This is a genomic window from Microbacterium sp. GXS0129 (assembly GCF_044769785.1).
GTDB classification, from domain to species: Bacteria; Actinomycetota; Actinomycetes; order Actinomycetales; family Microbacteriaceae; genus Microbacterium; species Microbacterium nymphoidis.
Genome location: NZ_JBIZVZ010000002.1, coordinates 236,344 through 257,695 on the forward strand (window position 1 = coordinate 236,344; position 21,352 = coordinate 257,695).

Consider the following 21,352-nt stretch of genomic DNA (forward strand, 5'->3'; position numbering starts at 1 on the left):
TCACCTCGGCGCCGTCCCTGCCGAGTCGTCGCTGTCCGCGGCGGGAGTACTGCCGGGACGCGTTTCGGTGAGCCGGATGACCGTGGGCGTGGTGTCGCTCTCGGCGGCCTTCTCGGCGGGTGCGTCCAGAGACAGCTCGGGGGACTCGATGGTGCGCGCGTCACTCTGCTCGCCGGCGTTGGCCCGGACCACGGCGATGTAGGGCAGGAAGATCGCTCCTGCGGCGAGCACCCACGTCCACCAGCCGTAGGGCTGGATGAGCACCATGAGCAGGAAGCAGGCGATGCGAATGCCCATCGTCACGGCATAGCGCTTCAGCCGCGACGCCGCCTCATCCTGAGGGGAGCGCGGGAGCGAGGTCGCGGAGGGGGAGAGGCGGTTCTTGTTCACGGCCCCTCCAGCCTACGCCGCCGATCGCAGACCGGCGGCGTAGGCGCGGATCAATAGCCGCTGTAGGAGCTGGCGGCTGCGATCCCGATCACGAGGGCGATGATGCCGAAGATGGCGACAACCGCCCACAGGCCGATCGCGATGTAGCCCATGATGAGACCGGCGGTCGCCATGCCGGAGCCGCCCTCGCGGGTCTGAGCGATCTGCTTGCGCGCGATGTGACCGCAGATCACGGCGACGATCGAGCCCAGGAAGGGCACCACGGTCCAGCCGACGATGCCGGCGATCATCGAGACCAGCGCCATCGTGTTGTTCTGGGGCGCGGCCGGGTAGCCGTACGCGGGTGCGGCGCCGTACGCCGGTGCGGCGTAGGCCGGCTGGCCGTATGCGGCGTACGCGTCTGCGGCCGGTGCACCGTAACCACCGGTGGGGGCCTGGCCGTAAGGGTCTGCGGTCGGTGCGGTGTACCCCTGACCGGCCGACGGGTCCGTGTAGCCCGGAGCCGCGTACGGATCGGCGGCCGGGGCCTGGGCAGCGTACGGATCCGCCGGGGCTGCGTACGGATCCGCCGCCGGCGCCTGGCCATAGGGCTGGGAGGCGTACGGGTCAGCCGGAGCTGCGTACGGGTCCGCCGCCGGGGCCTGGCCATAGGGCTCCGCCGGAGCCCCCGAGGGCTCCGTCGGTGTGGCTGCGGCGGCAGCGTAGGGGTCGGTCGGCGCGCTGGGTGCGGCCGGCTCGTAGGGGTTGGTGCCGTCGGGCGTGCTCATGAGAAGTCCTTTCGCGGCGTGATCGCCGGATTCCAGCGTGGTCCGGGCGGGCGGTGATGTCAATCCAGCGCCGATAAGCTGGATGCCCGTTCCTATGATTCTGGAGGCTCCATGACCACCGATTCCGCTCCCGCACGCGTCGTTCTGGTGACCGGCGGAAACCGGGGCATCGGGCGCGCCATCGCCGAGCGCTTCGTGCGTGAAGGCTACGCGGTTGCCGTCACCGCCCGCTCTGGGGAGGGACCGGAGGGCACGCTGACAGTCCGTGCCGACGTCACCGATGCGGCCGCCGTCGACGCCGCGTTCACCGAGGTCGAGGACAAGCTGGGCCCGATCGATGTCCTGGTGGCCAATGCGGGGATCACGAAGGACACGCTGCTGCTGCGCATGAGCGAGGATGACTTCGACTCCGTTGTGAGCACCAACCTCGGCGGCACGTTCCGCGTGGTCAAGCGCGCATCGAAGAACATGCTTCGCCGCAAGTACGGTCGCGTGATCCTCATCTCCTCGGTCGTGGGCCTGTACGGCTCCGCCGGGCAGATCAACTACGCCGCGTCCAAGAGTGCGTTGGTGGGCTTCGCCCGTTCCCTGACGCGGGAGCTCGGCGCGCGCAACATCACCGCCAACGTCGTGGCGCCGGGCTTCATCGAGACCGACATGACCGCTGCTCTTCCCGAGGAAACGCAGGCGGAGTACAAGCGCAGCATCCCAGCCGGCCGGTTCGCCGCCGCGGACGAGGTGGCGGGTGTCGTGACGTGGCTGGCCTCGGACGACGCGGCCTACATATCCGGTGCCGTCATCCCCGTCGACGGCGGGCTCGGCATGGGGCACTGACTCCCGTCATAGCGCGCAGATGGCTCCAGAACACCCGGTTCTGGAGCCATCTGCGCGCTTTGACGAGGTCAGGGTAGGAGCGGAATCACTTCGGCGAGCGATACCGGGCCGATGACGAGGTCCGCCTCCGCGCGCACGCGCGGCTTCGCGTTGAAGGCGAGGCCGAGGTCCGCAGCCGCCATCATGAGCAGATCGTTCGCCCCGTCTCCGATCGCGATGGTGAGGTCGCAGCCGTATTCGGCCGCCCACGCGCGCAGTCCGTCCGCCTTCGCCTGCGCATCGACGATGGGGCCGTCCACCTCGCCGGTGAGGGTGTTGTCGTGGGCCACCAGGCGATTCGCACGCCAGACGTCCACACCGAGCGCCGGAGCGACATGGTCGAGGATCTCGTGGAACCCGCCGGAGACCACCCCGACGACACCGCCACGCTCGTGCACCGCACCGATCAGCTCCCGCACGCCGGGCGTGGGCTCGATACGGGCCAGCACGCGCTCGAACGCCGCGACCGGGACGCCAGCGAGCTGCTCAACGCGCGAGCGCAGGCTGGCGGCGAAGTCCACCTCGCCGCGCATGGCCGCCTCCGTGGCAGCGGCGACCTCGGCTCCACGGCCGGCTTCGTCTGCGATGAGCTCGATCACCTCGTTGCGGATGAGAGTGGAATCGGCATCGAGGACGACCAGAACACGCGGCATAGGGCGAGCCTATCGGCACCGGTGGGAGGGCCACGGCTGCATGACGGCCCGTGAACGACGAAGGGCGGGCAGAGCGCTCCGCGCTCTCCCCGCCCTGGCGTGCGTCAGCGCGTGACGCGAACGCCCTTGCCGACCACGGTGAGCCCGCTGTCGGTCACGGTGAAGCCCCGGGCCAGATCCCGCTCCCGATCAACACCGACCGTGGCGCCGTCTTCCAGCACGACATTCTTGTCCAGGATCGCGCGGTTCACGCGCGCGCCCAGCCCCACCTCCACCCGGTCGAACAGCACGGAGTCGGTGATCGTGGACCCGCCTCCGGCGAGCGTCCACGGCCCGACCACGCTGCGTTCCAGGTGCGTTCCCGACAGCACGGACCCCAGCGAGACGATCGAGTCGATGGCATTGCCGATCCGGCCGACGCCGTCGCGCACGAACTTCGCGGGCGGGGAGTTCAGGGCCTGCGCATAGATGGGCCACTCGGTGTTGTACAGGTTGAAGATGGGCAGTGTGGCGATGAGGTCCATGTGCGCATCGAAGAAGGAGTCGATGGTACCCACATCGCGCCAGTACCACCGATCGCGCGGTGTGGATCCCGGCACCTCGTTGCGCACCATGTCGTAGACGCCGGCTTCGCCGCGGTTGACGAAGTAGGGAATGATGTCGCCGCCCATGTCGTGGCCTGAGGTGGTGTCCTCGCCATCGGCCTCGACTGCTTCGACGAGCGCATCGGCATCGAAGATGTAGTTGCCCATCGAGGCGAGCACCTCACCCGGCGAGTCTGCGAGCCCGACAGCGTCGTTGGGCTTCTCCAGGAACTCGCGGATGCGGTCGTTCTGCTCGGGCTCCACGTCGATCACACCGAACTGATTGGCCAGCGCGATGGGCTGGCGGATGCCGGCCACGGTGGCTCGCGCTCCCGATGCGATATGAGCATCGAGCATCTGCCGGAAGTCCATGCGGTAGACGTGATCAGCGCCGATCACGACGACGATGTCCGGCTTCTCGTCGTTGATGAGGTTCAGGCTCTGCAGGATGGCGTCGGCGGACCCGGTGAACCACCGTTTCCCGAGACGCTGCTGAGCGGGCACGGACGCGACGTACGAGTTCAGCAGCGCCGACATCCGCCACGTCTGGGAGATGTGGCGATCGAGACTATGCGACTTGTACTGCGTCAGCACGACGATCTGGCGCAGGCCGGAGTTGATGAGGTTGGAGATGGCGAAGTCGATCAGGCGGTATTGACCGCCGAACGGCACCGCGGGCTTCGCCCGATCGGCGGTGAGCGGCATCAGCCGCTTCCCTTCACCACCGGCGAGGACAATTCCCAATACCTTTGGAGCTGCTGGCATGACACCAACCTAGGGGTTGGGGCCGGTCTGTACTAGCGTTCCTCCCATGCGCGTCGACATTGTGACGAAGGAGTACCCGCCCGCCATTTACGGAGGCGCGGGGGTACATGCCACCGAGCTGGTGAAATCGCTGCGAGAGGGCGGAACCGAGGTCCAGGTGCGGGCGTTCGGCGCGCCGCGGACAGAGCCCGACACCACCTCGTACGACACGCCGGTGGAACTCGCAGACGCGAACGCCGCGATCCAGACACTCGGCGTTGACCTCGAGATCGTGGGTGGCGTCGCCGGCGCGGATTTGGTGCATTCCCACACCTGGTACGCGGGCTTCGCGGGTCACATCGCCGGGCTCCTGCACGGCATCCCGCACGTCACCACCGCGCACAGCCTCGAGCCGCTGCGCCCGTGGAAGGCCGAGCAGCTCGGCGGCGGGTATGCGGTGTCCAGCTACATCGAGAAGACCGCGATGGAAGGTGCGGCCGCGGTCATCGCCGTAAGCGAAGGCATGCGCCAGGACATCCTGCGCTCCTACCCGGCGCTGGATCCGGCCAAGGTCCGGGTCATCTACAACGGCATCGACGTGGACGCCTGGCGCCCCGTCGACGATGCCGCCGTCCTCGCGCGGTACGGGATCGACCCGTCCCGCCCGTCCGTCGTCTTCGTGGGTCGCATCACCCGTCAGAAGGGCCTGCCGTATCTGCTGCGCGCCGTGGCCCAGCTGCCGGAAGACGTCCAGGTGGTGCTGTGCGCCGGGGCTCCGGACACGCCGGAGATCATGGACGAGGTGCGCGAACTTGTCGCTGGTCTCCGCGAGACGCGTGAAGGCGTGGTGTGGATCGAGGACATGCTTCCACGTGACGAGTTGTGCGCGATTCTGACCAGTGCCACCACCTTCGTGTGCCCGTCCGTGTACGAACCCCTCGGCATCGTCAACCTGGAGGCGATGGCTTGTGGGGCGGCGGTGGTCGGGGCCGCGACCGGCGGAATCCCGGAGGTCGTCGTCGACGGCGTGACCGGGAGGCTGGTGCCGATCGAGCAGGTGCAGGACGGCACGGGCACGCCGGTGGATCCGGAACGCTACGTGGCGGACCTCGCGCGCGTGCTGACAGAGGTCGTGTCAGACCCCGACACCGCCCGCGCCTACGGCGAGGCCGGGCGCAAGCGCGCGACCGAGAGCTTCAGCTGGGCGCAGATCGCCGCCGAAACGCGGGCGCTGTACGCGGAGGTCATCGCCGCCAGCCGATAGGCTGACAGCATGTCCCGCGTTCTCGAATTCCGTGACGTCGTCGTGCGTCGCAATGGTCGTCACATCGTCGACGCTTTCGACTGGTCCGTCGAAGAGGATGAGCGCTGGGTGGTGCTCGGCCCGAACGGCGCCGGCAAGACGACCATCCTGCGCATGGCCGCCACCGTCGATCACCCCACCACCGGTGAGGTGGACGTGCTCGGGGAGACCCTTGGGCGTTCGGACGTGTTCGAGATCCGTCCTCGCATCGGCTTCGCCTCCACGGCGATGGCGCGGCGGATCCCCGGTGACGAGACGGTCCGCAACGTCGTGATGACGGCCGCGTACTCGGTACTCGGACGCTGGAACGAGCAGTATGACGGCATGGACACGGATCGTGCCGAGGAGGTGCTGGCCGACTGGAAGCTGTCGGCTCTGGCCGACCGCGCTTTCGGCACGCTGAGCGACGGCGAGCAGAAGCGCGTCCAGATCGCTCGCGCGGCCATGACGGATCCGGAGATGCTGCTGCTCGATGAGCCCACCGCCAGCCTCGACCTCGGGGCTCGTGAGGAGCTTCTCGCGCTGCTGTCTCGTTACGCCCAGGAGCCGATGACTCCCGCGATGGTGATGGTCACCCATCACGTCGAGGAGATCCCCGTCGGCTTCACCCACGCCCTGCTACTGCGCGATGGCCGTGCCGTGGCGCAGGGGCCCATCACGGAGGTCCTCACCGAGGCTAACCTCAGTGAGACATTCGGCCTGCCGATCCGGCTCACGTCCTCTGAGGGGCGCTACGCCGCTCGGGCAAGCTGAGCCCTGAGTCTGATAGACTCGATCTTTGGCGCTCGTCGCCACAGACTTTTCTTCCGCACACATCCCATCCCGCAAGGAATCCAATGAAGACTGACATCCACCCCGACTACAAGCCCGTCGTTTTCCGCGACCTGGGTTCGGGCGAGACCTTCCTCACCCGTTCGACCGTGTCCTCGGACAAGACGATCGAGCTCGACGGTGTCGAGTACCCGGTCATCGACGTGGAAATCTCGTCGGCTTCGCACCCGTTCTACACGGGCAAGCAGCGCATCATGGACTCGGCCGGTCGCGTCGAGAAGTTCAACCAGCGCTTCAAGAACTTCGGCAAGTAATCGCCGCGACGAAGGGCCCGACCATCCGGTCGGGCCTTTCGTCGTTTGCCGTGGGAGCGTCGTCTGCCGTGAGGCGTCTGGGGCGATTACGCGCGGATCGCGGCGACGAGCGCCGCGCTGAGGCGCTCCGGGGCGGAGAACTGCGGCCAGTGCGCTGTCCCCAGCTTGACCACGGTGCGATCGTCGATCGCGGTGTACTCATCGGCGTACGCTCCCCACTCGGCGAGCATGCCCTCCAGCGTCTCTTCGTCCAGCGAGCCCATCAGGAGGGTGACCGGAATCCGGTGTCGCCTCTCGTCGGTCAGCGCCAGCGGGTCGGTGGGCACCCGCGGCGGAATGGAGCCCACGAGGCCGGAAGCGGCCGCGCGGTGCTCGGGTGTGAGGTCGTAGACGTCCTCTTCAGGGAAGAAGTCCCAGCCCGGGAAGGGAATCAGGCCGTCCACAACCGCGAAGTCGCTGATTCCACGCTCCGGCGCCGGAGGGACGGTGTCCACGAAGACCACCCGTGCGATGCGCTCGGGGCGCCGGTCGGCCGCACCCCACACGACGTTGCCGCCGCCGGAGTGACCCACCAGAACAACGGGCTGATCAGAGGCGTCGATCGCGGCGACGACGGTGGCGACCCAATCATCGATCCCGATGTCCGCGACCTCCTCGGCGGGCCGCCCGGTGCCGGGCATGGTGAGCGGTCGCGGGGCGAGACCCGCTTCCTGTAGAGCGGGGACCACCGGGTCCCACGAGCGTTCGTCGAGCCAGATGCCCGGTACCAGAATCGCGTCCATGCCGGCACGCTACCGTGGGTCACCGACATCCGGGAGTCGCGCAGGTGCCGTCGATAGGATCGACAGCGTGTCCTCCCCGTACGCCGCACAGCTCGCCCGCATCCCTGTGACCCGGCACGAGGCGCCGGCGGCAGGCGGGATCACCGCGTACTGGACCTATGGGCCCGATGATGCGGACACGACGATCATCGCCGTGCACGGCTTTCGCGGGGAGCACCACGGGCTGGAGCCCGTGTTCGCGCAGCTGCCACGCGTCCGCTTCATCGCACCGGATCTTCCCGGCTTCGGAGAAACGGCTCCGCTGCCGGGTCGCCGTCATGATCTCGATGCCTACGTGGACTGGTTGCTGGACTTCGCGCGCGTCGCACCCGGAGCGGTGATCCTCGGGCACTCGTTCGGATCCATCGTGGTGTCCGCCGCTGTCGCACGAGGCCTGCGCACACCGCACCTCATCCTGGTCAACCCGATCGGCGCTCCCGCTCTGGAAGGGCCACGGGGGATCATGACGCGGCTCGCCGTGTTCTACTACTGGGCCGGTGCGCACCTCCCGGCTCGTCTCGGCACCTGGCTGCTGCGCTCTCGCCTGATCGTGCGGGTCATGAGCATCACGATGGCCAAGACCCGCGATCCGGGACTGCGACGGTTCATCCACGATCAGCACGACACGTACTTCTCCTCGTTCGCGGACCGCTCTCAGCTGCACGATGCATTCGTCACGAGCGTGTCCCACGACGTGCGGGAGTCGGCGGCCCGCATCTCGGTGCCCACGCTGCTCGTCGCCGCACAGCGCGACGACATCACCCCGATCGAGAAGGAACGGGAGCTGGTGAGGATGTTCCCCGATGCCCGCCTCGTCGAGATCCCCGACGTCGGGCACCTGATCCACTACGAGACCCCGGAGCCGGCGGCTCGGGCGATTCGGGAGTTCCTGGCGCTTCCCTGACCTCAGGCGTCGCGGCGGGCGAGCTCCATCAGACCGCCCAGGCGATAGGGGATCACCTCGCCCATGACGAGAGAGGTCTCCGTGCGCTCGACGCCTTCGATGGCGAGGATGCGCGCGTCCGTGTCGAACAGGTGCCGCGCGTCGCGACAGGCGACGCGGATCAGCAGATCCACCTGGCCGCTGAGCCCATGACCCTGGACCACTTCGGGAATGCGCGCGATCTCGGAGATGATCCGGGGGAGTTCGCTCTGACGTACGCCGACGCTCACCACCGCCTCCAGCGGAAAGCCGAGCGCCGTCGAGGAGATCGAGCGCTGGAAGGACAGGAAGACCCCGCCCCGCTCCAATCGCGTCATGCGGGCCTGAACGGTGTTCCGCGAGAGCCCCAGCCGATCCGCGAGGGCCACGACGGTGGCACGGGGCTCATCCGACAGCGCAGCCAGCAGTTCCAGATCGGTGCGGTCCAGAGTTGTCATAGTGCGCAAGATTAGCAGGATTCAGATCGCGCGCATGGCGCATGTTGCTCATGCCTGTCACATCTGGTTGAGCGAGGTGATGAGCGCGCCTACGCTGGCCCCAATCCGGCAATGTCGCCGGTCGACGCGCAGAGCTCACGAGGCGAAGCGCGAAGGAGGCACACAATGGTGTACACGCTGGGAGCAGCGGCCGATCCCGCCACGGGAACCGGGCGCATTCATACGCTCATCACCGCGCAAGGCGCTCGGGTGACGGATGTCGACCTGGATTCGTACGTGGCGGATCTCACCGCGAAGGACCTGCGCGAGCTCTACCGTGACATGACTCTGGTTCGCCGCATCGACAGCGAGGGATTCTCGCTTCAGCGTCAAGGCCAGCTCGGGCTCTGGGCACCGAGCCTCGGTCAGGAGGCTGCGCAGCTGGGGACCGCTCGCGCTCTGCGCAGCGATGACTTCGTGTTTCCCAGCTACCGGGAGCTCGGCGTGGTGTACGCGCGCGGTGCCACGGCGAGCGACCTGGTGAACACCTGGCGCGGTGAGCGCAACTCCACCTACGACCCCTATGAGATCAATACGGCGACGATGCAGATCATCATCGGTGCGCAGACGCTGCACGCCGTGGGCTACGCGATGGGCATCCAGCGCGACGGCCAGGATCAGGTCGCCGTGGCGTACTTCGGTGACGGCGCCACGAGCCAGGGAGACGTCAACGAGGCCATGGTCTTCGCGGCCTCGTTCGGCGCGCCGGTCGTCTTCGTGTGCCAGAACAACCAGTGGGCCATCTCCGAGCCGGTTGGGGTTCAGGCTGCGGCGCCGATCGCGGGGCGAGCTCCCGGGTTCGGCATTCCCAGCGTTCGTGTGGACGGCAACGACGTGCTGGCGTGCTTCGCGGCGATGCGCTGGGCTCTCAGCCAGGCACGCTCCGGACAGGGGCCCGTCTTCATCGAGGCCGTCACCTATCGCATGGGTCCCCACACCACGTCCGATGACCCCACGAAGTACCGGGACGAGGCGGAGCTGGACCTGTGGCGCACGCGGGATCCCCTTGCCCGCGTTGAGACGTTCCTCCGCTCGATCGGCGAGTTCGACGATGCGTTCGCGGCCGAGGTCGCGGCGCAGGCGGACGCCCTCGGCGCGGAGGTGCGAGCCGCCTGCCTGAGCATCGCGAACCGCGCTCCGATCGAGGTCTTCGACCACGTGTACGCCGAGCCGCACTCCGCACTGGAGCGACAGCGCGCCCAGTTCGCCGCTTACCTGGCCGGCTTCGAGGAGGATGCGCGATGACCGCCATGACGATGGGCAAATCGCTCAGCGCGGCCCTCCACACGGCGATGCGCCGCGACGAGCGCGTCCTCGTGATGGGGGAGGACGTCGGGCGTCTGGGCGGAGTGTTCCGTATCACCGAGGGCCTGCTGGACGAGTTCGGTGCGAAGCGCGTGATCGACACCCCGCTGGCTGAGGCCGGGATCATGGGCACTGCGGTGGGACTGGCGATGCGCGGGTTCCGTCCCGTCGTGGAGATCCAGTTCGACGGCTTCATGTATCCGGCGTTCGACCAGCTGGTGTGCCAGGTGGCGAAGCTGCACTACCGGACGTTGGGCCGGGTGAAGATGCCCCTGACCATCCGGGTGCCCTGGGCGGGCGGCGTGGGCGCGGCGGAACATCACTCGGAGTCGCCGGAGGCGTACTTCGTCCACACCGCCGGGCTCCGCGTGGTTGCGGTCTCTGACCCCCAGGACGCGTACGTGATGCTGCAGCAGGCGATCGCGAGCGACGACCCCGTCGTGTTCCTGGAGCCGAAGCGGCTCTACCACACGAAGGGCGAGGTCGATCTCGACGCGAACCTCGCCGATGCTGCGCCGATGGGGCTGGCGCGCGTGGCCCGCCCGGGGACGGACGTCACACTGGTGACCTACGGCGGGCAGGTGCGAACCGCCTTGGACGCCGCGGTCGCTGCGGAGGACGAGGGGGTGTCGATCGAGGTGATCGATCTGCGGTCGATCTCTCCGATCGACTACGACACGGTCGACGCATCGGTGCGGCGTACGGGGCGCCTGGTGGTGACCCACGAGGCCGGACGTGAAGCGGGCGTGGGCGCCGAGATCGTCGCCTCGGTCACCGAACGCGACTTCGAGTACCTGGAGTCGGCCCCGGTGCGTGTGACCGGGCACGACGTGCCCTACCCGCCCTCCAAGCTGGAGCACAGCCACATCCCGGACCTGGATCGCATCCTCGACGGTGTCGATCGCGCTCTTGGGCGCCCGAACAGCCTGACGGGGGTCGCCCTGTGACCGCGACCACCGACTTCCGCCTCCCTGATCTCGGGGAGGGCCTTCCCGAGGCGGAGCTCATCCAATGGCACGTCGCGGTGGGCGACACCGTCACCATCAACCAGCCCATCGCGGAGGTCGAGACCGCGAAGGCGGTGGTGGATCTTCCATCGCCTTATGCCGGCACCGTCGCCGCACTCCATGCTGAGGCAGGCACTGTGGTCGAGGTGGGGTCGGTGCTGATCTCCTTCGACACCGGAGACGGCGCTCGCGAGGCCGCCGGCGACCACGCGGTCGCTCACGGGCCCGGTACGGAGGAGACGCCGGACGAGCCGGCGGACGAGGTGGTCCCACCGAACCTCGTGGGATACGGCGCCGCACCATCCAGTAAGGCGCGACCTGCCCGCAAACGGCGTGGTGGCGGCGACGGGACATCCGCAGCCACGGCGACGATTCCCACGCCGGCGCCCACGTCACGGGAACCGCAGCCCGGCACGGACCGGGCCGAGCGGCCGCGTTCCACTCCTCCGGTGCGCAAGCTCGCCCGCGACCTCGGTGTCGACCTCACTCAGCTCAGCGGCACCGGTCCCGGGGGCCTGATCACCCGGGATGACGTCGCCGCGGCCGTGTCGAACACGAGCGACCGGCGCCCGTCCGAGGCTGCGGAGTCACCGGATGAGGTCCGGATCCCGATCCGCGGCGTTCGCAAGCACACGGCGGCCGCGATGGTGCGCAGCGCCTTCACGGCGCCTCACGTCACGTGTTTCCACACGGTGGATGTCACGGAGACGATGGCACTCGTCCGCCGGCTCCGCGACGACCGCGAGTTCGCGCAGCACCGCATCGGCCCGCTCGCCGTGGTCGCGAAGGCGGTCTCGCTCGCCCTGCGTCGCACCCCGGAGCTCAACTCGCGCTGGGACGAGGAAGCGCAGGAGATCGTTCAGCCTCGGCGCATCAACCTGGGAATCGCAGCGGCGACGCCCCGCGGGCTGGTGGTCCCGGTGATCCGGGACGCCGGTTCACTCGGCCTGCCGGCTCTGTCCGACGCGATCCGGGATCTGGCAGCCACCGCACGTGAGGGGCGCACGGCGCCGGCCGACATGTCCGGCGGCACGTTCTCCATCACGAACATCGGGACCTTCGGCATCGAGGCCGGCACTCCGATCCTCAACCCCGGGGAGGCCGGAATCCTCGCCGTGGGCGCAGCACTGCGGCGGCCCTGGGAACACGGGGGTGAGGTCGCACTGCGCGAGGTGATGACCCTGAGCCTCTCCTTCGACCACCGTCTGGTCGATGGCGAACAGGGGGCGCGGTTCCTGGTCGACGTGGCGCGGATCCTGGAAGATCCCGCGCGAGCGCTTCTCGTCGCCTGATCGACGGGCCGCGGACGAGTCGTCCGCGGCCCGTCCTAGCGGTCCCCGAACAGCCCGTGTCCGTGCCGTTCGAGCAGCGCGAAGGCGTCGGCATAGGTTCGCGGCGCGCTGCCGTCGCCGAGTCCCTCGCGTTCCATCAGCAGGCCCAGCAGTCCTCGTGCGGGCGGCGTGAGCGCCGTCTTGCTGGACTTCATCGTTGCGGCATCCAGCGTGGCGTCCGGGTTGGGCGGGGTCCACATCGGAACCACGGAGGGCCAGGTGGCGGGGTCGCGCGGGGTGGAGAGGTTCAGCGCTTCGCGGAGATCACGCGCGTCCGCATCCCGATCGGTGAGCGGAGCCAGACCGTGCTGATGGCAGAGCGTCGCGATCACGGCGGCGTGATGCATCTCCTCGTTCACGATGGTGCCGGCCGCGGTGTACGCCGAGACCAGGATCGCCGGGACGCGGAGCCCGAGGCGATCGAAGGCGAAGTCCATCTCCGTCGCAGCCGGACCGTCAGGCGGGACCGCCGCCGGGGGCGGAACGTGGTCGTAGGTGCCCCCATGTTCGTCGAACGTGATGAGCAGCGCCGTGTTCGTGGCGTTGGATCCGTGAGCTGTCGCCCCCGTTCGCACGGCGTTGTAGACGTCGGCGACGAGCGCCTCGCCCGCGCGTACGTCGGACACCGCGGAGTCGACGAGTGTGGTGTCGTCGGCCTGCACGGTGCGGTATTCCCCGAAGGGCGGGTGGAAGTCGTTGTGGTTGTAGATCATGCGCGGCTCGATGAAGGCGTACGCCGGCAGCGTCCCCTGCGCAGCATCCGTGTAGAAGTCGCTCATCACGGCGAAGTGGGCGCTCTTCCAGTACTGCTCCAGCGCGGGTGCGTGAAGAAAGCCAGTCAGGGAGAGCAGCTGATCCTCGTCGAAGTAGATGCGCCAGCTCAGGCCGGCTTCCTCCAGGCGGTTGAAGATCGTGGGTGCCGCGTCCGCATCGAGCCACTTGCGGTAGCCACCGCCGTGGTTGGTGACGAATCCGTGCGAGGTGGACGCATGGAAGAACGAGCGGTTGGCGTACGTCTGGGTCGGCACCGCCGCGAACCAGTTGTCGAACACCGCGAATTCCCGCGCCAGCGTGGACAGCACGGGCAGCATATCGGGGGAGAACCCGCCCATGATCTGATCCACCACCTCGGGAGGGGGAGGCGATCCCACCTCTCGTGTCGCGGTGTTGACGTAGTCGGTGATGAACCCCGACATCGTCGGGACACCGGGGTTCGGCGGGAGGTTGTACGGACTGGTCATCTTCGCCACACCGAGTGTCGCGTTTGTCGCCGGGAGCACCTCTCCCCACAACTGTGTGTTGACGTGCGGATACTCTTCTCCGGGGTCCGGCGCCGGCATCCCCATCACCTCATCGGTGGTCCCCGCGTAGACGTGCGCGGCGACCCGACGACCATCGGGCGCCACGTTGGCATAGCTGCCGAAAGCCAGCCCGTTGAATCGGCTGCCCGACGGCAGTGACTCCCGGTCGTACAGCAAGCCGAGCAGGTTGTCGAAGGATCGGTTCTCACCCATGAGGACGACGAGGTGATCGAACGCACGCGCGGGGTCGGCGGCCTCCGGAGCGAAGGTCTCCTCCGTCGAGCGTGCGCCCCAGGCGTAGCCACCGATGCCGCCGAGCGCCGCGCCCGCGACGCCGACCGCACCGCCGCGGAGAAACTGACGCCGCGACGTTCCGCGCGGGGCTCGGGGAGCGGGCTCGTTCTGTGGCGACGTGGGGGAGGAGTTCGCGTGCACGGTCTGAGCCTACGCGCCGCCCTCCACGGCCGGTGAGGGGACGGTGAGCGCCGCCCAGGCGGCAGCCTCCAGTTCCGATGCCGCCACGGCCTGATCGGCGCGGGAGCCCCGAAGGGCATGGGGCGTGGAGTTGAGCAACCCGAAGACGGCGTGTACGCGCAGCCGGGCGACGGCGTCCGAGGACGCCGGGGAGCACGCGCGCAGCGCGGCAACCCAATCATCCACATAGCCGCGCTGCAATGCCCTGACCCGGTCACGTGCCACGGGGGCAAGCGAGGGTAGATCGCGGTCCTGCACACGGATGACATCGGTCTCCGTGAGGGCGAAGTCGGTGTGAAACGCGATCAGCGCTCGCAGGGTGTCCGCCGGCGCCGATCCCGCGGTGCACACGGCGCGGCCTCCCTGGCGCAGGCGGCTGCTCACGCCGACGAGCAGCTCTTCGAGCACCGCCTGCTTGCCGGAGAAGTGTCGGTAGACCGCCGGACCACTGATGCCGACGGCGCTGCCCAGCTGCTCGATGGTGACAGCGGCGTAGCCGTTCTCGGCGAACAATCGTGCGGCGGCCTCAACGAGCGAGGCCCGCCGCTCGGCCTTGGCGCGATCGCGGTGCGTGGTGGGTCTTGTCATCGTGCATCTTCCGCGTTACCGTTCATTCCAGTTAGTGAACATTAACTCAAATCCCACCGACACCGGCAGCCCAGCCACGATCGCGAGGACACATGACCCGGCTCACCAGCGCAGTGGTTCACGATCAGGCGTTCCAGGAGAACGCCGCGGCCCAGCAGGCACTGCGCAACGATCTCGCCGCACGGCTCGCCCGCGTGGCGCGCGGCGGCTCGGAGGCAGCGCGGGAGAAACATCTCTCGCGCGGCAAGCTCCTCGTCCGCGATCGCATCGATCGACTGCTCGACGTGGACAGCCCGTTCCTGGAGATCGGTGCGCTGGCTGCCGAGGGGCTGTACGACGGTCAGGCCGCGTCCGCGGGGGTCGTGGCGGGGATCGGGCTGGTCCACGGTCGGCACGTGATGGTGATCGCCAACGACGCCACGGTGAAAGGCGGCACGTACTACCCGCTGACGGTGAAGAAGCACCTGCGCGCGCAGGAGATCGCTGAGGAGAACCGGCTCCCGGTGATCTCGCTCGTCGACTCCGGGGGTGCCTTCCTGCCCCAGCAGGACGAGGTGTTCCCCGACCGGGACCATTTCGGTCGGATCTTCTACAACCAGGCACGAATGAGCGCGCAGCGCATCCCGCAGATCGCTGCTGTACTGGGCTCGAGCACGGCGGGTGGCGCGTACGTGCCGGCGATGAGCGACGAAACGGTGATCGTGCGCGGGCAGGGGACGATCTTCCTGGGCGGCCCGCCGCTCGTGAAGGCGGCGATCGGTGAGACCGTGACCGCGGAGGAGCTCGGCGGCGGAGAGGTTCATGCGCGGCGCTCCGGGGTGGTGGATCACCTCGCCGACGACGATGACCATGCGCTGGAGATCGTCCGCGACATCGTCGCGACGCTACCGCCGCCCGCTCCGCTCGCCTGGGAGGTGTCGGCTCCCCGGGATCCGGAGGTGGACGCACAGGAGCTGTATGGAGTGGTCCCGGTGGATGTCAATCAGCCGTACGACCCCCGCGAGGTCATCGCCCGCCTGGTGGACGGCTCGGAATTCACGGAGTTCAAGAGCGAGTACGGCACGACGCTGGTCACCGGATGGGCTCACATCCATGGCCACCCTGTCGGCATCGTCGCCAACCACGGCGTGCTTCTCAGCGATTCGGCTCTCAAGGGAGCCCACTTCGTGGAACTGTGCGATCAACGGGGCATCCCACTGCTGTTCCTGCAGAACATCACCGGGTTCATGGTGGGCCGAGACGCCGAAGCAGGCGGAATCGCCAAAGACGGAGCGAAGATGGTCACCGCTATCGCGACCTGCCGGGTGCCGCGTCTGACGGTGATCGTCGGAGGCTCCTTCGGTGCAGGCAACTACGCGATGAGCGGCCGGGGCTATTCGCCACGCTTCCTCTGGGCGTGGCCCGGCAGCCGGATCTCCGTGATGGGCGGGGAGCAGGCGGCGCGGGTTCTCTCCACGGTCAAACGCGACCAGATCGAGGCCGGCGGCGGGGAATGGCCCACCCAGGAGGAGGAAACGTTCCGCGCACCCGTGCGTGAGCAGTACGAACGCCAGGGCAACCCCGTCTACGCCACTGCGCGACTCTGGGACGACGGCATCGTCGATCCCCTCCAGACCCGTGACCTGCTCGGGCTGGCGCTCGATGTCGTGGGGCGAGTTCCCTTCGCCGACAGCCGCTTCGGCCTCTTCCGGATGTGACGACCATGATGACGCTGACCACTCCACCGTTTCGCACGGTACTCGTCGCCAACCGCGGTGAGATCGCGCGCCGGGTCATCCGCACGCTGCGGCGCCTGGGCATTCGCTCCGTCGCCGTCTACAGTGATGCGGACGCGATGGCCCCGCACGTGCACGAAGCCGATGCCGCTGTGCGCCTCGGTCCCGCCCCTGCTGCGGAAAGCTATCTCGACATCGATGCCGTGATCGCGGCGGCGCGTGCCAGCGGTGCCGAGGCGATCCATCCGGGCTACGGCTTCCTCTCCGAGAATGTCGCCTTCGGGCACGCATGCGCTGCGGCGGGGCTGGTGTTCATCGGCCCCGGCGAGGAGGCGCTGGACGTGATGGGGGACAAGATCCGTGCGAAGGAGCACGTCGCCGCCTCCGGCGTTCCCACGGTGCCGGGCTTCAGCGCACGAGGGCTCGACGACGAGGAGATCCGTGTCCGGGCACTCGACGTCGGCTTCCCCCTGCTGGTGAAGCCGTCCGCGGGCGGCGGGGGCAAGGGTATGCAGGTGGTGCGGGACGCAGCGGAGCTGGAGGACGCCCTGGTGACTGCACGCCGTGTGGCCGCCGCGTCGTTTGGGGACGATTCACTGCTGCTGGAGCGTCTCATCGAGCGGCCACGGCACATCGAGGTCCAGATCTTCGCCGACCGGCAGGGCAACGTCATCCACCTCGGCGAACGCGAGTGCACGCTCCAGCGCCGGCATCAGAAGGTGGTGGAAGAAGCGCCCTCACCGCTGATCGACGACGCCACGCGGGAGCGCATCGGCGCCGCTGCCTGTCGTGCGGCCGCCAGCGTCGACTACGTGGGCGCCGGAACGGTGGAGTTCCTGGTCGCCGCTGATCGTCCGGAGGAGTTCTTCTTCATCGAGATGAACACACGTCTGCAGGTCGAGCACCCCGTCACCGAGATGGTCACCGGGCTCGATCTCGTCGACATCCAGCTTCGCGTCGCAGCAGGCGAGCCGCTGCCGCTCGCTCAGGACGACGTCGTGCTCACCGGCCACGCCGTGGAAGCGCGTGTGTACGCCGAGTCCCCGGCCCGTGGCTTCCTCCCGGCCACGGGCGACGTTCTGCTGTGGCGTACCGCGGAGCACGTCCGGACGGACTCCGCCGTGGAGACCGGATCCGCGGTGACGGCCGACTACGACCCCATGATCGCCAAGGTGATCGCCTGGGCCGCAGACCGGGAAGCGGCCGTGGCGCGCCTGAGCGATGCGCTGGCGGACACGGTGCTGCTCGGGGTCGACTCCAACATCGGCTTCCTCCGCTCACTCCTGAACGATGAACGCGTGCGCGCGGGCGACATGGATACGGGACTCATCGACCGTCTACCTGCGTACCGCGACCCGGCACCCACGCTCGATGTGCTGCGGGCTGCTGCGGCGGCCGTGCCATCGCAGGCCGAGCTCGCCCCCGCCGGCCCGTGGCGGGCGCTGAGCGGCTTCCGGCTCGGTCTTCCGGAGCACCGGGGCGCGGTCACCCTCATCGCGGATGACGGCGAGGTTCACACCGTCCCGCTCGACACCGCAGCTCCCGCGAGCGCCGCCTTCGCGACGGACGCGGAGGGCGGTGTGTGGGCGTACGCCGACGGGACCACCGCGCGGTTCCAGCCGATCGGGCGACGGGAGCTGGGGGAGAAGACGCGCAGCGAGCGTGATCGAGCGCCCGGATCCGTCGATCCGGCGCTCAAGGCTCCCATGCCGGGAAACGTGGTGGCGGTCCACCCGGGAGGCGTCATCGCCGCAGGGGAGCGGGTGGTCGTGATCGAGGCGATGAAGATGGAGCACCCGGTGCTCGCTCCGGCCGACGGGACCGTCACCGTCGACGCGCGTGTGGGCGACCACGTGCGCCGTGATCAGATCGTCGCCCACTTCAGTCACCAGCAATCAGAGGAGTCCGCATGACCATGGAGTTGACCGAGGAGGAGCGCGAGCTCGCCGGGCTGGTGCGGGCATTCGCCGAGGAGGTCGTCGCGCCGGCATCCTACGAGGCCGATCGGACCCACACGCTGCCGCTCGATGTGGTGGCGGCGATGGGAGAGCTCGGCCTGTTCGGTCTCCCGTTCCCGGAGGATGTGGGCGGTCAGGGCGGCAGCTACTTCGCGCTCGGCTTGGCGATCGAGGCGATCGCACGCGCAGATCAGTCGCTGGCGATCACGCTGGAGGCGGGCGTGAGCCTGGGAGCCATGCCCGTCTTCAAGTTCGGCACGCCGGACCAGCGGGCAGAACTTCTGCCTGACCTGCTCGCCGGACGGGCGCTCGCGGGCTTCGGGCTGACCGAGCCCGAAGCCGGCTCCGACGCCGGCGCGACGCGCACCACGGCGCGCGTCGAGGGAGGGGAGTGGGTGATCGACGGCAGCAAGCAGTTCATCACCAACTCCGGCACCGCGATCACCCGCTTCGTCACGGTCACCGCGGTGACCGGCACCACCCCCAACGGGAAGCGCGAGATCTCCACGATCATCGTGCCGAACGGGACCCCGGGCTTCACCGTGGAACCGGCGTACGACAAGGTCGGCTGGCACGCGTCCGACACGCACCCCCTGACGTTCGTCTCCGCGCGCGTCCCGGAGGGCAACCTCCTCGGCGAACGCGGACGGGGGTTCCGCAACTTCCTGGAGATTCTCGACGAAGGACGCATCGCGATCGCGGCCCTGGGAACGGGGGCCGCCGAGGGGTGCCTCGAGGCTGCCATCGACTATGTGGGCAAGCGCAACGTGTTCGGCTCCGCGCTCTCCACCCGGCAGCACGTGCAGTTCCTGCTCGCGCGGATGCGGACCCGCGTGCACACGTCCCGCCTCGCGTGGCAGCACGCGGCGCGACTGCGAGACGCCGGGCGGCCGTTCAGCGAGGAGGCGGCTATCGCCAAGCTCGTCTCCAGCGAGGCCGCAATGGACAACGCGCGCGATGCGACGCAGCTGTTCGGCGGCAACGGCTTCATGAACGAGTACCCGGTGGCACGCCACTACCGTGATTCGAAGATCCTGGAGATCGGTGAGGGCACCAGCGAGGTGCAGTTGCTCATCATCGCCCGGGCGCTCGGGGTGGCATCGTGACCGAGGAGCGCATCATCGAGCAGCGTGGTCTCTTCTTCGAGGAGTTCGAGGAAGGCGTCCGCTACGTCCATCGGCCGGGCCGGACGGCCACGGAGGCTGACAACGTGCTGTTCACGACGCTGACCATGAACACGCAGGCTCTGCACCTCGACGCGCAGACGGCGGGCGAGAGTGGGTTCGGTCAGCGGCTGATCAACTCCATGTGGACGCTGTCGACCATGGTCGGGCTCAGCGTGACCCAGCTGACGCAGGGCACGCTCATCGCACAGGTGGGCCTCAGTGACATCGTCTTCCCCGCGCCGCTGTTCGCCGGAGATACGCTCAGCGTCTCCTCACTTGTCGTCAGCAAGCGTCCCTCGGCATCACGTCCGGGGCAGGGAGTGGTGAGCATCGAGCACACCGGCACGAATCAGGACGGTGTCGTGGTGGCCCGAGCGACGCGCACCGTGCTCGTACGGATGCGGGACGCGGCATGAGCGGCGACGTCCTCAGCAACGGCCCGGCGCTCCTGTTCTGTCCGGCAGACCGCCCCGACCGCTTCAGCAAGGCGCTGGATCGGTCGGATGCCGTCATCCTGGATCTGGAAGACGCCGTCCTGCCCGCGGGGAAGCACGAAGCCCGTCTCCGGATGAGCTCCGCGGAGCTGGATCCGAATCGGGTCATCGTCCGCGTGAACGCGGCGGATACCGGGTACTTCCGGGACGACCTCGCTGCGGTACGCCGGAGCCCGTTTCGCACCGTGATGCTCGCCAAGACCGAATCCGCAGCACAGCTGGATGAAATCGGAGACGGCTTGAGCATCATCGCGTTGTGTGAGACGGCGCGCGGTGTGATCGCAGCCGATGCAATAGCCGCCCACCCCAATGTGGTCGCTCTCATGTGGGGCGCCGAGGATCTGATCGCCTCGCTCGGCGGATCATCAAGCCGACGAGCCGACGGCGGCTATCGCGATGTGGCCCGACACGCTCGATCCCGTGTGCTGCTGGCTGCGGGCGCGTATGAACGGCGAGCGATCGACGCCGTCCACGTCGACATCCCCGATCTCCCCGTCTTGGAAGCGGAGTGCCGCGACGCGGCCGCGAGCGGATTCTCCGCCACGGCGTGCATCCACCCGTCGCAGGTGGAGGTGGTGCGCCGGGCCTACCGTCCGGCGGACGCGGACATCGACGCCGCACGGCGGGTGCTGGAGGCGGCGGACGCCGAAGCCGGCGCTTTCCGATTCGATGGGCGCATGGTGGATGAGCCGGTGCTCCGCCAGGCACGCGAGGTGCTGCGCCGAGCAGGGGAGTGAGAACTTCGGCCGGAGCAGATCCTGAGCCGGGTGTGGTGCGCCGCGCTCAGCCGACGGGTAGCAGATGCGGTTCGTGCACGAGCGCGACTCCGCCCTGGATGCGCAGCGTGTGTGCCGAGCCGTTGGCGATGCGCAGGCCCGGCAACGGCTCTCCCGTCAGATGCCGCAGCAGCGATCCGATCACACCCCCGTGCGATACGGCGACGACGTGGGTCTCCGCATCCACTCCCTCGGCGATCTCGAGCAGCGCACGCAGCGCCCGTTCAGCAACCTGCTCGCGTGGCTCGGCCTCGGGGATCTCCGCCGTGTGCCACGAGCCGAACCGCGTCACGAGCTCGGTGTCGGTCATGCCCTCCGCCACGCCGTAGTTGCGCTCACGCAATGCCGCGAACGTCTGCGGCCCGCCCCAGCTTCGCGCCTCGCCGATGATGCGAGCGGTCTCTTCCGCGCGGGACAGGTCACTGGAGACGAGGAGGACCGGGTCCGGGATCGCCAGCTCTGCCGCTGCCTCACGGGCCTGGCGGCGACCGGTGTCGTTCAAAGGGATGTCCGTTGAGCCCTGGATACGGCGGGCGAGATTCCAGTCGGTCTGGCCGTGGCGCACGAGAGTGATGAGAGTCACCGTGTGAGCGTAACG

Annotated in this window: 22 protein-coding genes; 13 read left to right on the top strand and 9 right to left on the bottom strand. The window is 68.6% G+C overall.

Annotated elements, in window-relative coordinates; all coding sequences use genetic code 11:
* Both ACIQJ5_RS07495 and ACIQJ5_RS07500 read right to left on the bottom strand, forming a co-directional pair.
* Positions 1–390 carry a DUF3099 domain-containing protein gene (locus tag ACIQJ5_RS07495; protein WP_402842483.1) on the bottom strand — a complete coding sequence of 130 codons (390 nt, stop codon included), beginning with the start codon at positions 388–390 and terminating at the stop codon, positions 1–3.
* 50 nt (positions 391–440) lie between these two features.
* Complete coding sequence (locus tag ACIQJ5_RS07500; RefSeq protein WP_402842486.1) at positions 441–1,157, bottom strand: DUF4190 domain-containing protein; 717 nt, start codon at positions 1,155–1,157, stop codon at positions 441–443.
* Positions 1,158–1,268: 111 nt separating this feature from the next.
* Between ACIQJ5_RS07500 and fabG the strand changes: the two genes are divergently transcribed.
* A complete protein-coding gene (gene fabG, locus ACIQJ5_RS07505) occupies positions 1,269–1,991 on the top strand; it encodes a 3-oxoacyl-ACP reductase FabG (protein WP_231090065.1) in 723 nt (240 codons plus the stop codon).
* A gap of 68 nt (positions 1,992–2,059) precedes the next feature.
* Here the strand turns inward: fabG and serB are convergent, their stop codons facing one another.
* A complete protein-coding gene (serB, locus tag ACIQJ5_RS07510) occupies positions 2,060–2,683 on the bottom strand; it encodes a phosphoserine phosphatase SerB (RefSeq protein WP_402842489.1) in 624 nt (207 codons plus the stop codon).
* Between the two features lie 104 nt (positions 2,684–2,787).
* On the bottom strand, positions 2,788–4,032 hold the full coding sequence (locus ACIQJ5_RS07515; RefSeq protein ID WP_231090067.1) for a glucose-1-phosphate adenylyltransferase: 1,245 nt from the start codon (positions 4,030–4,032) through the stop codon (positions 2,788–2,790).
* A gap of 46 nt (positions 4,033–4,078) precedes the next feature.
* On the opposite strand from ACIQJ5_RS07515, the gene glgA reads away from it, so the two are divergent.
* The 3 genes from glgA to ACIQJ5_RS07530 all read left to right on the top strand — a co-directional run bounded on the left by glgA (position 4,079) and on the right by ACIQJ5_RS07530 (position 6,399).
* The gene (gene glgA, locus ACIQJ5_RS07520; RefSeq protein ID WP_402842493.1) at positions 4,079–5,275 is read left to right on the top strand and encodes a glycogen synthase; all 1,197 of its coding nucleotides are present in this window, start codon (positions 4,079–4,081) and stop codon (positions 5,273–5,275) included.
* Between the two features lie 9 nt (positions 5,276–5,284).
* Entirely contained in the window at positions 5,285–6,067 is a 783-nt protein-coding gene (locus ACIQJ5_RS07525) for an ABC transporter ATP-binding protein (RefSeq protein ID WP_402842496.1), read from the top strand.
* 83 nt (positions 6,068–6,150) lie between these two features.
* Positions 6,151–6,399, top strand: a complete 249-nt coding sequence (locus tag ACIQJ5_RS07530) for a type B 50S ribosomal protein L31 (RefSeq protein ID WP_231090074.1) — start codon at positions 6,151–6,153, stop codon at positions 6,397–6,399.
* Between the two features lie 86 nt (positions 6,400–6,485).
* On the opposite strand, the gene ACIQJ5_RS07535 is transcribed toward ACIQJ5_RS07530, so the two are convergent.
* Positions 6,486–7,181 carry an alpha/beta fold hydrolase gene (locus ACIQJ5_RS07535; RefSeq protein WP_402842501.1) on the bottom strand — a complete coding sequence of 232 codons (696 nt, stop codon included), beginning with the start codon at positions 7,179–7,181 and terminating at the stop codon, positions 6,486–6,488.
* A gap of 67 nt (positions 7,182–7,248) precedes the next feature.
* Between ACIQJ5_RS07535 and ACIQJ5_RS07540 the strand changes: the two genes are divergently transcribed.
* The gene (locus ACIQJ5_RS07540) at positions 7,249–8,124 is read left to right on the top strand and encodes an alpha/beta fold hydrolase (RefSeq protein ID WP_231090077.1); all 876 of its coding nucleotides are present in this window, start codon (positions 7,249–7,251) and stop codon (positions 8,122–8,124) included.
* Positions 8,125–8,126: 2 nt separating this feature from the next.
* Here ACIQJ5_RS07540 and ACIQJ5_RS07545 read toward each other — a convergent pair whose 3' ends face one another.
* Positions 8,127–8,600, bottom strand: coding sequence for an Lrp/AsnC family transcriptional regulator (locus ACIQJ5_RS07545; RefSeq protein ID WP_231090078.1), 474 nt, complete (start codon positions 8,598–8,600; stop codon positions 8,127–8,129).
* 165 nt (positions 8,601–8,765) lie between these two features.
* On the opposite strand from ACIQJ5_RS07545, the gene pdhA reads away from it, so the two are divergent.
* Genes pdhA through ACIQJ5_RS07560 form a run of 3 tightly spaced genes read left to right on the top strand, consistent with a single transcriptional unit; the run spans position 8,766 to position 12,243 of the window.
* On the top strand, positions 8,766–9,884 hold the full coding sequence (gene pdhA / locus ACIQJ5_RS07550) for a pyruvate dehydrogenase (acetyl-transferring) E1 component subunit alpha (protein WP_402842506.1): 1,119 nt from the start codon (positions 8,766–8,768) through the stop codon (positions 9,882–9,884).
* A complete protein-coding gene (locus ACIQJ5_RS07555) occupies positions 9,881–10,891 on the top strand; it encodes an alpha-ketoacid dehydrogenase subunit beta (protein WP_402842509.1) in 1,011 nt (336 codons plus the stop codon). Before pdhA ends, ACIQJ5_RS07555 begins: the two co-directional genes overlap by 4 nt.
* A complete protein-coding gene (locus ACIQJ5_RS07560; RefSeq protein ID WP_402842512.1) occupies positions 10,888–12,243 on the top strand; it encodes a dihydrolipoamide acetyltransferase family protein in 1,356 nt (451 codons plus the stop codon). Before ACIQJ5_RS07555 ends, ACIQJ5_RS07560 begins: the two co-directional genes overlap by 4 nt.
* A 35-nt stretch (positions 12,244–12,278) precedes the next feature.
* Here ACIQJ5_RS07560 and ACIQJ5_RS07565 read toward each other — a convergent pair whose 3' ends face one another.
* Entirely contained in the window at positions 12,279–14,018 is a 1,740-nt protein-coding gene (locus ACIQJ5_RS07565) for an alkaline phosphatase family protein (RefSeq protein ID WP_402842515.1), read from the bottom strand.
* A 9-nt stretch (positions 14,019–14,027) separates the two neighbouring features.
* Positions 14,028–14,645 carry a TetR/AcrR family transcriptional regulator gene (locus ACIQJ5_RS07570; protein WP_402842518.1) on the bottom strand — a complete coding sequence of 206 codons (618 nt, stop codon included), beginning with the start codon at positions 14,643–14,645 and terminating at the stop codon, positions 14,028–14,030.
* 92 nt (positions 14,646–14,737) lie between these two features.
* On the opposite strand from ACIQJ5_RS07570, the gene ACIQJ5_RS07575 reads away from it, so the two are divergent.
* From ACIQJ5_RS07575 to ACIQJ5_RS07595, 5 genes are read left to right on the top strand one after another with little or no spacing between them, the layout of a single operon-like run.
* Entirely contained in the window at positions 14,738–16,342 is a 1,605-nt protein-coding gene (locus ACIQJ5_RS07575) for a carboxyl transferase domain-containing protein (RefSeq protein WP_402842521.1), read from the top strand.
* 5 nt (positions 16,343–16,347) lie between these two features.
* Positions 16,348–18,273: a biotin carboxylase N-terminal domain-containing protein gene (locus ACIQJ5_RS07580; protein WP_231090092.1), complete on the top strand. Its 1,926-nt coding sequence runs from the start codon at positions 16,348–16,350 to the stop codon at positions 18,271–18,273.
* Complete coding sequence (locus tag ACIQJ5_RS07585; protein ID WP_402842525.1) at positions 18,270–19,424, top strand: acyl-CoA dehydrogenase family protein; 1,155 nt, start codon at positions 18,270–18,272, stop codon at positions 19,422–19,424. The genes ACIQJ5_RS07580 and ACIQJ5_RS07585 overlap by 4 nt, the downstream gene beginning before the upstream one ends.
* Positions 19,421–19,900, top strand: a complete 480-nt coding sequence (locus ACIQJ5_RS07590; RefSeq protein ID WP_231090096.1) for a MaoC family dehydratase — start codon at positions 19,421–19,423, stop codon at positions 19,898–19,900. The genes ACIQJ5_RS07585 and ACIQJ5_RS07590 overlap by 4 nt, the downstream gene beginning before the upstream one ends.
* The gene (locus ACIQJ5_RS07595) at positions 19,897–20,715 is read left to right on the top strand and encodes an HpcH/HpaI aldolase/citrate lyase family protein (RefSeq protein ID WP_402842530.1); all 819 of its coding nucleotides are present in this window, start codon (positions 19,897–19,899) and stop codon (positions 20,713–20,715) included. The genes ACIQJ5_RS07590 and ACIQJ5_RS07595 overlap by 4 nt, the downstream gene beginning before the upstream one ends.
* Before the next feature lie 46 nt (positions 20,716–20,761).
* Here the strand turns inward: ACIQJ5_RS07595 and ACIQJ5_RS07600 are convergent, their stop codons facing one another.
* Entirely contained in the window at positions 20,762–21,337 is a 576-nt protein-coding gene (locus tag ACIQJ5_RS07600; RefSeq protein WP_231090100.1) for a histidine phosphatase family protein, read from the bottom strand.
* Positions 21,338–21,352 lie beyond the last annotated feature (15 nt).